Raw genomic sequence first — 11,851 nt, forward strand, 5'->3', positions numbered from 1 at the left:
AGTCATCCAGTCTCTGTGGTCGGAGCAACGGAACCGGTCTGGACGATGCTCTTCGCGACCAGGGCACCATCGGCGAAGCAGAGCCGGTAGGCGTAGTTGATCGAGAATGTCCCGTCCGGACGGTAGTAGCGACAGGTCCAGCCGGCCGGCGGCGTGTACCCGTCGGCGGGTGAGTCGATCATCTGCATCGCGGGGAGGATCTTCTCCACTTCACGCTCGGGCTGCCCGATGGTCAGGCCGTCGTACTGACTGGGACGCAGGATCGAGCTGTAGCCGGCGATCAGGTAATAGCCCAGGGCAACCACACCGACGACCGTACCGAGGATCAGCGGGGCTGCGACGGCGGTGATCAGACCGCGACGGACGCTGCGCCGTACGGTGGCCTGTTCAGCAGCGGCACCGGACACCGGCGGCTCCACCGACTCCGGCTCTGGTCGGCCACCTGCCCGGGGCATCGTCGCCACGACCTCGAAGCCCTCGTTCAAGGGCCCCGCGGTCAGCGTCCCGCCCGCGAGCCGGACCCGCTCACGCAACCCGTCCAGCCCGCGACCCGATGACGGGACGGACGACGGCACCGGCCGCACGGCTCCGGTGTCGACGATCCGCACCCGTACGTCGTCCTCACCTGACGTCACGGTCACCGTCACCGATGCACCCGGCGCGTGCTTGCTCGCGTTCGTCAGCGACTCCTGTACGACGCGGTGCACCGCGCGATCCACCATCGGCGACAACTCGGCGTCGCCCTCCTGGATCAGCCGCACCGAGAGCCCCGACGCGGCCGCCCGGTCGACCAACGTCGGCACGTTCTCGTCCCGTGGGACCAGCGGTGCATCCGTGTCCCGCAGTACGCCGATGACGTCGCCGAGCCGATCGGTCGCCGTACCCGCCATCTCTCGCAGCTCGGACGCGGCCCGGCGATGCTCCTCCGGCAGGGACGGATCCAGCTCGAGCGCGGCGGCCCGCAAGGCAATCAGGCTCAGCTCGTGGCCGACCGAGTCATGCATGTCCTGTGCGATCCGGGAACGCTCCCTGAGCCGCTCCTGGTCGATCGCCATCCGATGCTCGCGCTCGATCCGCTCAGCCCGGTCCCATCCGGCCGAGGTGAGCAACGCCTGCTGCGCGCGGTACCGGCCGATCAGCCACGGCAGCACGACCAGCAGCAGCGCGAGCAGCAGCATCACCAGCCAGGTCAGCACCGCCTCCGTCGCCTGTTCCTCACGGCGCACGATCAGGCTGAGCAGCAGCATCCCGGTCAACGACCAACTGCACACCAGGACGAAGTGTTTGAGTTGCGTCTCCCGCCGCCCGGCCAGATAGCTCAGCAGCGAGATCGCTGGAACCAGGGCGACCTGCACGCCGTGCGACGTACCGAGAGCGAAGGCGAGAATCACGATCTCCGCCCAGGCCACCACCGTGAACGCAAGCAGCGGCCACGCCCGGCGCAGGAAGACGCCGGCGAACAGTACGGCGACACAGGCCGCCCGCACCCAGTACGGATCGCCGCGGGCACCACTCTCTGCGAGCACGAGGAAGCTCAGCCCGGCCCAGAGGCCGACGTCTCCCACGCGTCGCCAGTTCATGCCCCAGACGCTACACAGTCGCGCCGACAGCGCCGTACTGCCGAAAGTCAGGTCTTCAGTTGCCTTCGGCATCGACGAGCTCGAACGGCACGATCGACAGGTTCGGCACCGTCTCGCCGCGCAACTGGGCCAGCAACAGGTCGACCGCGCGCTTGCCCATCTCCCGCTGATTCTGCCGGACATGCAGGTACGGCGGTCCTCCGATCGAGTCGCCCGGAGAGTCGAAACAGGCGACCAGGTGCTCGCCGTTCAGCGCCCGGTCGACCATCCGGGCCAGGTTGTACTCACAGGCGATGTACGCCGTCACATCCGGCACGCGCTCACGGAACGCCCGGATCACGTCGACATCCGCCCGGATGCTCTCGGTCGTCGTCGATCCGGGAAGCGTGCTGCGCAACTCGGTCAGCTCATAGGCCTGACCGCGACCCTCGAAGGCGGCCCGGAACCCCTCCAACCGGTCCTCGATCGACGACGTGTTCACCGGCGGCGGGGAGACGAACGCGATGTGCCGATGCCCTCGATCGAGCAGCCGGGACGTCAGCGCCCGCGACGCCGCCACGTTGTCCGTGTGCACCGCCGCCACCGGGATGCCCGACAGGTGACGGTCGACGAGGACCACCGGGTACCCGTCCAGCACCTGCCGCAGCAGGCTCGCGTTGTAGAAGTCGCCGTGCACCGGGAAGACGATCAGCCCGTCCACCTCACCGGTCGCCACCAGCGAGTCCACGGCCTTCTCCTCATCGGCTTGCCGGCCGTGCGTCCGCCGTACGACGAGATGAGCGCCGTACTCCGCGCATCGCTCCTCGATCGCGTTGAGCAGATCCAGCCCGTACGCCTCGGACATGTCCGGTACGACGAACGCCACCGACCGGGCCTCGTTCTTCGGCCGCTGCACCCGACCCTTGAGCGGGACGGTGACCCCGGTGAGGTCGGGCAGGTTCCGTACGACGAATGTGCCCTTGCCGCGGATCCGCTCGACCAGGCCGGCCTCCCGCAGTACCTCGAGCGCCCGCTTGGACGTGATCCGGCTGACCTCGAACTGGGTCGCGAGCTCCATCTCCGAGGGCACCCGATCGCCGGGCCGGAGAGCACCGCGGCGGATCTGCTCGAGCACATGCGTGCTGAGCTGCTCGTACAGCAGGCCTGTTGACATACCAACATCATCCCGCACTTGTCGGTGGACGATGGAAACGTGGGTCCTGGAGGTGATCGAACATGCGGATCGACGGGAAACTCGCGGTCGTCACCGGAGCCGCGGTCGGCATCGGCCGGGCGATCGCGCAACGGCTGGCGGCAGAGGGCGCCGAGGTGGTGGTCGCCGACATCGACGCGTCCGGCGGGATGCAGACCTGCGACTCGATCGGCGCCAAGGCACGCCTCGTCGAGATCGACCTGCGCGACGACGATGCGGTCGTGGACCTGATGGCATGTCAACCACAGATCCTGGTCAACAACGCCGGCGGCGGGCCCTCGCTCCGGCCCTGTTTCCCGGAGGCATCGGTCGAGCGCTGGTCGGCGTCACTCGACCTCAATCTGCGGGCGCCGATGCTGACCACCCAACTCGCTCTCGCGGCCATGCGACAGGCCGGCGGTGGGGCGATCGTGAACGTCGGATCGACCGCAGGGTTGGGATTCGGGCCACATGTGTCACCGGAGTACAGCGCCGCCAAGGCCGCGCTGGTCCGATTCACCACGACGCTCGCTCCGCTCGTCGCCAGTCATGGAGTTCGGGTCAATTGCGTGGTGCCCGACTGGGTCGCCACCGAGCGCGGCCTCCGGGAGCGCGAGGAGCTGCCCGAGGCCGAACGCGGCCCCTCATTGGTCTCCCTCGAAGACCTGACCGACGCCGTCGTTCGCTTCGTCGAGGACGACAACCTGACCGGCCGGATCCTCCTCCTGGATCGCGACGAACGGCCCTTCTTCCTGAACTGAACGCGGTTGAGGCCGCTTGGCACGCCTGTCGACGTATTGGATGCTCCCCCGGGGTGCTGCGATGGCGCGCAAGTTGCTGCGGAGCGTCTTCATGAAAGGGCTCGCGCTGGTGATCTGCGAGGCGGTCGAGGCTGGGCGGGCCGCGGGTGACGAGGAGTGGATCCGGGCGGAGATCGTCCGGCAGCTCGCGGGTGACGGGCAGGCGGTGATCGACCGCTTCCTGACCGGTACGTCGACGCACGCCGTACGTCGAGCGCAGGAAATGCACGACACGGGTGCCTACCTGGACGATCTCGGTGTGTCGGCTGAGATGACGCGCGCGACCGAACGAAGCCTGCGCCGGTACGTGGAAAAGTCCGCCTCAGTTCCTGGTTAGTTCCTGGTCCGGGACCCGGCTGGCTGACAGCATTCCGACATGACAGCCACTCGCCCGCCAGTGCCCGCGTTCGCAGCCGTTCCTGTGCTGTCGGTCGCGGCCGTTGTCGCGGTTGTACTCACGGCGCTGTCCGGGCGGTACGGGTATCACCGGGACGAGCTCTACTTCATGGTGGCGGGTCAGAAACTCGATTGGGGGTACGTCGACCAGCCGCCGCTCACGCCATTGCTGGCGCGGATCTCTGTGGAGGTGTTCGGCAATACGCCGATGGGGCTGCGGGTGGTGTCGACGCTGACTTCGGCGATCACGGTGGTCGTCGTGGCGTTGATCGCGCGAGAGTTCGGCAGCTCGCGCCGCGGGCAGGTGCTGGCCGCTGGGTGTGCGGCGGTTTCCGGGTTCTTGCTGGGCGTGGGACATCTGGTGTCGACGGCGACGTACGACCTGCTGGCATGGATGCTGATCTGCCTGTTCGCGGTGAAGCTGCTGCGGACGAGTGACGGGCGCTGGTGGCTGGCGCTCGGTCTGACGGCGGGTATCGCGTTGGAGAACAAGTACCTGGTCGTCCTGCCGGTCGGTGCGCTATTGATCTCCCTGCTGATCGTCGGGCCACGTGGTGTGCTGCGGTCCTGGTGGTTGCTGGCCGGCGTCGCTGTAGCCGGGGTCGTGGCGTTGCCCAATGTGCTGTGGCAGTTCCAGCACGACTGGCCGCAGCTCACTGTCGCCGGCGGCATCAGCGAGGACGACGGCACCGAGAACCGGATCATGTTCATTCCGCTGCAGTTGCTGCAGTTGTCGCCGTTCCTGGTTCCGGTCTGGGTGCTGGGGTTCCGGCGGCTGTGGCGGATGCCTTGGGCCTGGTCGGTGGCGTTGGCGTATCCGCTGCTGTGCGTCGCCGTACTCGCCGTTGGCGGGAAGTCGTACTACGCCCTACCGCTGCTGCTCGTCCTGGTGGCGGCCGGTGCTGAGCGGATGGTGTCGTGGTCGCGCACCACGCTGGCGGTCGGTCTGGGGCTGACGGCGATCACTTCGGCGATCTTCACGTTGCCGGTGCTGCCGGCGTCGGCCGTCGACTTCGTGATCCCGGTCAACAAGGAGCAAGGCGAGCAGATCGGCTGGCCCTTGATGGCTGCCACCGTCACCGCTGAGTGGGACCGGATCCCCGCCGACCAACGCGCGACGGCGACGATCTTCACCGGCAACTACGGCCAGGCCGGGGCTCTTCGGCGTTTCGCCCCTTCGCTACCGGTGTACTCGGGTCACATGAGCTTCGCCGACTGGGAACGTCCGGCCGACACGCAGACCGGCCCGGTGCTGCTCGTCGGGATGGGACGCACCCCGTCGTTCGAGGCATACTTCCGCGACTGCGAACAGGTCGGCACGATCGACAACATCGTCTCCAATGACGAAGACGGCACGATGCTGGTCCGGTGCGACTCCCCCGCCGAGCCGTGGTCCACCCTGTGGCCGAAGCTCCGGCGCTACTACTGACGTTCCGTAAGGTTGCCGGATGCAATCGATGGTCGACATCCCGGCCGGAACCATCGCCCTCCGCGACGACCGCCTCGGCACCCGCTGGCAGGTCGAACTCCCCGCGTTCCGCCTCGCCCGCTACCCGGTCACCGGCGCGGACGACGTACCGCGCACCGGCCTCAGCTGGTACGACGCCATCGCCTTGTGCAACCAGTTGTCCATCGACGCCGACTTGACTCCTGCCTACGTGATCGACGGCTTGGAGGTGACGTGGGACCGGGACTCTTCTGGCTACCGCCTGCCGACCGAGGCCGAGTGGCAGTACGCCTGCACCGCCGGTACGCCGGCCTATCGTTACGGACCACTCGACGACATCGCCTGGTACGCCGACAACTCTGCTGGGCAAGCACAGACAGTCGGACTCAAGGCACCCAACGCGTGGGGACTGCACGACATGCTCGGCAACGTGTGGGAGTGGTGCTGGGACCTCTACGACCCGGCGACGTACGGCTCCTATCGCATCTTCCGCGGCGGCGGCTTCGCCGACCCCGAACGCTCCATCGGCTCCACCGTCCGCCGCCGCTCCCACCCCACCTTCACCATCGAAGACCTGGGTCTCCGGATCGCCCAGTCCTACTAGGGCTTGAGTGCTAGCTTGCCGATCGTTGCCCGTGCCTCCAACTCGGCTAAAGCCTTCGGACCATCCGCCAAGTCATAGACCGTCGGCTCGCCAGGCGGGTAGACCCCAGCCTCGATCAACCTGGACAACTCCGCCATCAGCTCGGCGAACATCTCCGGCGCGTGCTGACTCAGTACGCCGATGTGCAGCCCGATCACGTGCACCTGGTGCTTGAAGTTCAACTCCCAGTTGCTGACCGACGCCTCACCCCCGGCAACGCCGTACACAACGACCTTCCCGGTCACCCGCTTGGCCACCTCGAGACTCTTGGCGAACGTCGCCCCACCCACCGACTCCAGCACGACATCCACACCCCGGTTGTCCGTCAGCCGCAGTACCTCTTCGGTGACGTCCGAGGTCCGGTAGTCGACCACATGATCGGCTCCAAGCCGCCGTACCACGTCATGCTTGTCTCCAGACGCCGTACCGATCACCGTCGCCCCGTAATACTTGGCCAGCCGCACAGCGGCCTGCCCCACCGCACCCGCCGCCGCGTGCACCAACACGACCTCGCCAGCGCTGATTCGCCCCAGTGGTTTGAGCGCCGCCAACGCAGTCGCCCAGTTCAGCACCAACCCAAGCGCCTGCTCATCCCGCCACCCCTCCGGCACCAGCGCCACGCCGTCCGCCGCCATCACCATGTACTCCGCGAACGCCCCAGGCCCCGTCCCAATCACCCGAGCCCCGACCAACCCCGAATCAACATCGTCGCCAACAGCAACAACCTCCCCCGCCCCCTCAAACCCAGCCACATAAGGCACCCGAGGCCCGCCGTCATACGTCCCCCGAGCCTGCATCACATCCGCAAAATTCACCCCAGCCGCCCCCACCTTCACCAACACTTCCCCCACCCCAGCCACCGGCGCGGGCACATCCTCCACCACCCGCATCCCCCGAACCCCCTCCAAACTCCCCTGCACCAACGCCCGCACCACTCACCCCTTATTCGACCCTCATCAAACTTCGACCAGCATCGTACAACAACCCCCACAACCACTAGCGCAGCCCAAACGCCGCGGCCCGCGGTGACGTCGCCGGACCGGCCGCCGGATGCGTCCAGCAGGCGGGCATTCTGACGGCAGACCGCCTCCCCGTCTCCGCGCGAGCCCGAGCCGGAGTCCGGCTCCGGCACTGCCCCCGTCGGCTTCGCACCAACCTGGCGAGTCACCACCGGAGTACTCACACCCGCCAGCTTCCGCAGCGGGGCTCACCCCATCCGCTCACCTCCCCCGACATCAGGTCGCCCGCAACCGAGTCGGCCCGCCCCGCCGCCGCGCCCAACTCGCCGCCGCCCCGAGTCGCCGGCTTTGCGGATGCTCTGGTTCCACAGGCGGCACCTAGATTCCGAAGATCGGTGGGCGCCGACGCTCGCAGCCTTTGCTGGGCGCCTTTCGAGGCAGAGCGTTGCCCACTCAGACAGGGGGTTGCCCACTGAGGCAGGTGTCCAACGAGGCAGGGGGCTTGCCCACTGAGGTCGGGGGTTGCCCACTGAGATTCTGAGCGGGCAACCCCCGACGTGAGTAGGCAACCCCCGAGCCGGGGTTGCACTCGTCAGCCAACCGCCGCGAGGTCGTAGCCGTCGACGTACGTCCCCCAGGCCCAGGAGCTCACCGGCGCAGCGATTCGGCGGCCATGTCACGGCCGACGCCGCACCGGCGGCCAGCTACTAGAGGGACGAGTACTGGAGGGGCGAGGCTTCCAGCTCGATTCGGGTGAACGCCCTCCCCAGTCCGCGGGACCGGCGCAACGCCGACCCCGGGTGGCAAGCCAACCGCGGCGAGCAATCCAAGCCGGAGACCCAACCGCAGCGCACAACCCTGGTCCGGCAAACGAACTGCGGCGCGCAACCCAAGCCGGTCAGCCGACCGCCGGGGGCAACCCAGCCGGACAGCAAGCGAGCACCCCAGCCGGTCGCCCAACCGGAGTGGGCACCCCGAGCCGGAAACCAAACCGCGGCGAGCAACCCAAGCCGGACAGCCAACCGCGGCGGGCAACCCAAGCCGGAGAGCAAACTGTGGTGCCCAGCCCCAGCCGCCGAGCGAAGCGACGGCGCAACACCCGACTGTGGCGCCCAGCCCCAGCCGCCGAGCGGAGCGAAGGCGCCAGGGGGTGCGGGTGGCGGAGCCCCCGCCGCGCGGCAAGCGAAGCGCAGCCGCACAAACGACGAAGGCGACCCGGTCCGCGCTGTCCGCGGACACGAGTCGCCTATCGCCTTCGTGGACGATACTGGGATCGAACCAGTGACCTCTTCCGTGTCAGGGAAGCGCGCTACCGCTGCGCCAATCGTCCAAACCTGTACTGAGGGTTTCGAGGTGGAGACGGGATTCGAACCCGTGTACACGGCTTTGCAGGCCGTTGCCTCGCCTCTCGGCCACTCCACCAGTGAGAAGAAAGCTGGCCTGCCGAACCCTCTCCGAGCGGACGACCGGGTTCGAACCGGCGACCTCAACCTTGGCAAGGTTGCGCTCTACCAACTGAGCTACGTCCGCATCGCGACCGGGTTTTTCGTTCCCCCGGCGCGAGAAGAACATTAGCCCATCTCCGCCGGAGTTCAAAAATCGGGGTCCCCCAGAACGTCGACCCACCGTCATCAAACGGTCACCTACGGACGGGCCGATCGCCCTGGATCGCCTTAGCACTAAGGTGTTCTGCGGAAGGAGCACCAATGCGTATCTGGCTGAACGGCACCCTGCAGGACGACCAGGCGGTCGTCTCGCCACTCGATCACGGGCTCACGACGGGCGACGGGGTGTTCGAGACGATCAAGATCGTCGACGGGCGTCCGTTCGCGGTCACCAAGCACCTGGAGCGGCTGGTCCGGTCGGCGGTCGGCCTCGGTCTGCCGGAGCCGGATGTCGCGCAGATCGAGGAAGGCATCGCGGCCGTGGTGAAGGCCGACCCGGACATCCCGTTCGGCCGGCTGCGGATCACGTACACGGGTGGTGTCTCACCGTTGTCATCCGATCGCGGTACGTCGGGTCCGACGATCGTGGTCGCGTCCCAGGCGATCCAGCGCCCCGGCCCGACCTCGGCGATCGTGACGGTCCCCTGGGTCCGTAACGAACGCAGCGCGGTGGCCGGCCTCAAGACAACGTCGTACGCCGAGAACGTCCGCGCCCTCGCCTACGCGAAGGAACGCGGCGGCAGCGAGGCGATCTTCGCCAACACGGTCGGCAATCTCTGTGAGGGCACGGGTTCGAACATCTTCTGCGTGTACGACGGGGAGCTCGTGACGCCGACCCTGGAGTCGGGCGCGCTGGCCGGGGTGACTCGTGCGCTGGTCCTCGCGTGGTTCGGTGCGGTGGAGCGCGACGTACCGCTGGAACGCCTCCACGAGGCCGACGAGATCTTCCTCACATCCACCACCCGCGACGTCCAGGCGATCAACCGCGTCGACGACCGCGACCTGCCCGCCCCCGGTCCGATCACCACCGAGGTCGCCCGGATCTTCGCCACCCGCTCGGCCGAGGACCTGGATCCCTAACCAGTGCGGCGGCCGCGGCCAGACGCGCCGTACCAGCGTAAGAGCCGGGCATGCAGAACAGCTCTCCGCTTACCGCTGCGGAGAGCTGTTCGGAGGCCATCTACTCGCCTGAGGCCTTGCGGCGTTCGCGGTACGCGGCGACGTGCAAGCGGTTGCCGCAGGTGCGGGCGTCGCAGTACCGCTTGGAGCGGTTGCGGGACAGGTCGATCAGGGCGTCGTCGCAGTCCGGGGCCTCGCAGCGGCGGAGGCGTTCGCGTTCGCCGGCCGAGATCACCTGGGCAAGCGCGATCCCGCACTCCACCGTGATCCGGCACGCCAGCGACGCACCATCACGGGAGTAGTGGATGTGCCACGGGTGACCGTCGTGGTTCGTCAACCGCGGCGTCGTCGTACCGCGGGCGACGATCGCGTTGATCATCGCCGCCGCCGACGCATCGGAATCCGTGGTGAAAACCGGCGAGAACAACGGCCGCAGATCACGGACCTCGGCCAGGTCCTTCTCCGTCAGCGTGCCGACCGCGCTGAACTCGCGCTCCTGGACGAACTTCTCCAGATCCTCGAGCGCTTCCATCGTGTCGACCTGGCTGTTCGGCCCGGGCAGCGTGTTCACCAGCCGGACCAGCGTGCCGAGCGCCTGCTCGGTGTCGTGCGAGAAAGTCACAATCACGTCTCCAACGCGACGGGGTCTCCGTCTTGCAGCAAGAGTAGCCCGGTCGGATTAGATCGTCGCTGAATGATGCGCTAAGGTTTCACCCGCAAGGCACCACAAGCAACACCAACAACACCAGAGCGGGCGATTGGCGCAGTGGTAGCGCGCTTCGTTCACACCGAAGAGGTCACTGGTTCGAACCCAGTATCGCCCACGAAGCCGATAGGCGACTCGTGTCCGCAGACAGCGCGGACGGGGTCGCCTTCGTCGTTTGTGCGGCTGCGCTTCGCTTGCCGCGCGGCGGGGGCTCCGCCACCCGCACCCCCTGCGCCTTCGCTTCGCTCGGCGGCTGAGGTGCTCGCCGCTGTCGGGGGCTGCGCCTTCGCTGCGCTCGGCGGCTACGGTCACCCGCCGCTGTTGGGTGTTGCGCCTCGCTTCGCTCCACGGCTGGGGTGCTCGCTGCGGTTTGGTAGCGCCTTCGGTTCGCTTGGCGGATGGGGTTGGTCGCCGCGGTTGGCTTTCCTGCGTGCCCTCATGTGTACGACGGTGTCGGCAGCCCGGTTCAGCACATAAGGCCAACCCCCGTTCACTGACTGCGCTCTCGGGTTGGCGGCTTGGAGGGGTGGGGGCGGTGGGCGATCGGGTGGGCACTTTGGGGTTATCGCGTTGGGGGGTGGGGCGGTTTAGCGTGAAGAGGTTCCGGTGCGGGGAGGTGCCGGGCGGAAAGGGGGACGGATCATGTTGAGGTTTGTTGTACGGCTTGGGGCGGTGCTTGTGTTGGGGGCGGCGTCGGTGCTGGGTGTGGGGGCGATTGCGGGTGCGGATCCGGGTGGGTCGCCGCGGTCGTTCGAGGTGTTGCTTGTGTGTGACAACGGGGAGAGCTATGAGCTCATCCTGAACGGGAATGGTGAGTTCGCGGTCGGGCATGACAGTGCCAGCGACTCGATCATCGTGCCGACGGCGTTCGGGCCGTTCCACGGTGTCCTGACCGATGCCGCTGGCAACGTGGTCGACGAGTTCACTGATCCGGCGGTCGCGAAGGGCAACTCGACCAAGGATCGTGGCACGTCCACCGAGTGCACGTTCGAGTTCGACGAGACGTTCACCGATCCGGTGCTCGGCGTTCTGCATTTCCACGGTGAGGGCACTGCCACGGTCTTCGTGACGCCGGCGAACTGATCGCCGTACCAGCACCGCCGCAGCTACACGAGCCAGGTGCTGTCTCGCATCAGGGTTCGGGTGGCTAGTTCGTTGACTTCGCGCCAGGACTGGATCTTGGTCGGGAGGAGGCGGAAGTAGAGGTACGGGGACTTCAGGGTTCGGGGGTCGAAGCCGGTCTTGGTGGCGAAGGTGTCGCCTTCGGACTCCGTGAGGGCTTCTGGCGGGATCACCGCGGTGGTGGTCGCGGTGATGTGGGTGACGTCTCGGGTGTGGCCGAGGGTCAGGTGGGTGGTGGGGTTCTTCTGGAGGTTCTGGGCGGTCGGGTTGCCGGCCGCGGTGGAGATGAGGAGCGACTCGCCGTTCCAGAGGAAGGACAGGGGCATCAGGTACGGCGTGCCGTCGTCCGACGCGGTCGCGACCCAGAGGTCGACGTCCTCTTCGAGGCGGCGCAGCGTGTCCTGCTTGCGCACGGGCAGAGGGCGGGCCGGCTCTGTCATGGTGAACTCCTCGGGGTGCGGGG

Annotated in this window: 11 protein-coding genes and 4 tRNA genes; 7 read left to right on the forward strand and 8 right to left on the reverse strand. The window is 67.6% G+C overall.

Annotation, left to right across the window (positions count from 1 at the left end):
- Nucleotides 1-2 precede the first annotated feature (2 nt).
- Both V9K99_RS16975 and V9K99_RS16980 read right to left on the reverse strand, forming a co-directional pair.
- The gene (locus tag V9K99_RS16975) at nt 3-1,580 is read right to left on the reverse strand and encodes a sensor histidine kinase (protein WP_337000017.1); all 1,578 of its coding nucleotides are present in this window, start codon (nt 1,578-1,580) and stop codon (nt 3-5) included.
- A gap of 55 nt (nt 1,581-1,635) precedes the next feature.
- Nucleotides 1,636-2,733, reverse strand: coding sequence for a GntR family transcriptional regulator (locus V9K99_RS16980; protein ID WP_337000016.1), 1,098 nt, complete (start codon nt 2,731-2,733; stop codon nt 1,636-1,638).
- A gap of 62 nt (nt 2,734-2,795) precedes the next feature.
- On the opposite strand from V9K99_RS16980, the gene V9K99_RS16985 reads away from it, so the two are divergent.
- From V9K99_RS16985 to V9K99_RS17000, 4 genes are all read left to right on the forward strand, one after another.
- Nucleotides 2,796-3,512: an SDR family NAD(P)-dependent oxidoreductase gene (locus V9K99_RS16985; RefSeq protein WP_337000015.1), complete on the forward strand. Its 717-nt coding sequence runs from the start codon at nt 2,796-2,798 to the stop codon at nt 3,510-3,512.
- A 61-nt stretch (nt 3,513-3,573) separates the two neighbouring features.
- Nucleotides 3,574-3,888, forward strand: coding sequence for a DUF1932 domain-containing protein (locus V9K99_RS16990; protein WP_337000014.1), 315 nt, complete (start codon nt 3,574-3,576; stop codon nt 3,886-3,888).
- 39 nt (nt 3,889-3,927) lie between these two features.
- Nucleotides 3,928-5,376 carry an ArnT family glycosyltransferase gene (locus V9K99_RS16995; protein WP_337000013.1) on the forward strand — a complete coding sequence of 483 codons (1,449 nt, stop codon included), beginning with the start codon at nt 3,928-3,930 and terminating at the stop codon, nt 5,374-5,376.
- A 19-nt stretch (nt 5,377-5,395) separates the two neighbouring features.
- A complete protein-coding gene (locus V9K99_RS17000; protein WP_337000012.1) occupies nt 5,396-5,998 on the forward strand; it encodes a formylglycine-generating enzyme family protein in 603 nt (200 codons plus the stop codon).
- Here the strand turns inward: V9K99_RS17000 and V9K99_RS17005 are convergent.
- From V9K99_RS17005 to V9K99_RS17025, 4 genes are all read right to left on the reverse strand, one after another.
- Nucleotides 5,995-6,927: a zinc-binding dehydrogenase gene (locus tag V9K99_RS17005; RefSeq protein WP_442914691.1), complete on the reverse strand. Its 933-nt coding sequence runs from the start codon at nt 6,925-6,927 to the stop codon at nt 5,995-5,997. The genes V9K99_RS17000 and V9K99_RS17005 overlap by 4 nt on opposite strands.
- A gap of 1,327 nt (nt 6,928-8,254) precedes the next feature.
- Nucleotides 8,255-8,326, reverse strand: a tRNA-Val gene (locus V9K99_RS17015).
- Nucleotides 8,327-8,347: 21 nt separating this feature from the next.
- Nucleotides 8,348-8,418, reverse strand: a tRNA-Cys gene (locus V9K99_RS17020).
- A 35-nt stretch (nt 8,419-8,453) separates the two neighbouring features.
- Nucleotides 8,454-8,526 (reverse strand) — tRNA-Gly (locus tag V9K99_RS17025).
- Between the two features lie 176 nt (nt 8,527-8,702).
- Between V9K99_RS17025 and V9K99_RS17030 the strand changes: the two genes are divergently transcribed.
- Nucleotides 8,703-9,521 carry an aminotransferase class IV gene (locus V9K99_RS17030; protein ID WP_337000011.1) on the forward strand — a complete coding sequence of 273 codons (819 nt, stop codon included), beginning with the start codon at nt 8,703-8,705 and terminating at the stop codon, nt 9,519-9,521.
- 100 nt (nt 9,522-9,621) lie between these two features.
- Here V9K99_RS17030 and V9K99_RS17035 read toward each other — a convergent pair whose 3' ends face one another.
- Nucleotides 9,622-10,188: a CGNR zinc finger domain-containing protein gene (locus V9K99_RS17035; protein ID WP_337000010.1), complete on the reverse strand. Its 567-nt coding sequence runs from the start codon at nt 10,186-10,188 to the stop codon at nt 9,622-9,624.
- A gap of 124 nt (nt 10,189-10,312) precedes the next feature.
- Between V9K99_RS17035 and V9K99_RS17040 the strand changes: the two genes are divergently transcribed.
- Nucleotides 10,313-10,384 (forward strand) — tRNA-Val (locus V9K99_RS17040).
- Nucleotides 10,385-10,908: 524 nt separating this feature from the next.
- Nucleotides 10,909-11,349 carry a hypothetical protein gene (locus tag V9K99_RS17045; RefSeq protein WP_337000009.1) on the forward strand — a complete coding sequence of 147 codons (441 nt, stop codon included), beginning with the start codon at nt 10,909-10,911 and terminating at the stop codon, nt 11,347-11,349.
- 23 nt (nt 11,350-11,372) lie between these two features.
- On the opposite strand, the gene V9K99_RS17050 is transcribed toward V9K99_RS17045, so the two are convergent.
- Entirely contained in the window at nt 11,373-11,828 is a 456-nt protein-coding gene (locus V9K99_RS17050; RefSeq protein ID WP_337000008.1) for a pyridoxamine 5'-phosphate oxidase family protein, read from the reverse strand.
- Nucleotides 11,829-11,851: the final 23 nt, after the last annotated feature.

It is taken from the genome of Kribbella sp. CCNWLW201 (genome assembly GCF_037203805.1).
Lineage (GTDB): Bacteria > Actinomycetota > Actinomycetes > Propionibacteriales > Kribbellaceae > Kribbella.

Excerpts from the sequence above, each read along its gene's own strand:
- V9K99_RS16975 (WP_337000017.1), bottom strand. The coding sequence starts at position 1,580 with ATGAACTGGCGACGCGTGGGAGACGTCGGCCTCTGGGCCGGGCTGAGC.
- V9K99_RS16980 (WP_337000016.1), bottom strand. The coding sequence starts at position 2,733 with ATGTCAACAGGCCTGCTGTACGAGCAGCTCAGCACGCATGTGCTCGAG.
- V9K99_RS16985 (WP_337000015.1), top strand. The coding sequence starts at position 2,796 with ATGCGGATCGACGGGAAACTCGCGGTCGTCACCGGAGCCGCGGTCGGC.
- V9K99_RS16990 (WP_337000014.1), top strand. The coding sequence starts at position 3,574 with ATGGCGCGCAAGTTGCTGCGGAGCGTCTTCATGAAAGGGCTCGCGCTG.
- V9K99_RS16995 (WP_337000013.1), top strand. The coding sequence starts at position 3,928 with ATGACAGCCACTCGCCCGCCAGTGCCCGCGTTCGCAGCCGTTCCTGTG.
- V9K99_RS17000 (WP_337000012.1), top strand. The coding sequence starts at position 5,396 with ATGCAATCGATGGTCGACATCCCGGCCGGAACCATCGCCCTCCGCGAC.
- V9K99_RS17005 (WP_442914691.1), bottom strand. The coding sequence starts at position 6,927 with ATGCGGGTGGTGGAGGATGTGCCCGCGCCGGTGGCTGGGGTGGGGGAA.
- V9K99_RS17030 (WP_337000011.1), top strand. The coding sequence starts at position 8,703 with ATGCGTATCTGGCTGAACGGCACCCTGCAGGACGACCAGGCGGTCGTC.
- V9K99_RS17045 (WP_337000009.1), top strand. The coding sequence starts at position 10,909 with ATGTTGAGGTTTGTTGTACGGCTTGGGGCGGTGCTTGTGTTGGGGGCG.
- V9K99_RS17050 (WP_337000008.1), bottom strand. The coding sequence starts at position 11,828 with ATGACAGAGCCGGCCCGCCCTCTGCCCGTGCGCAAGCAGGACACGCTG.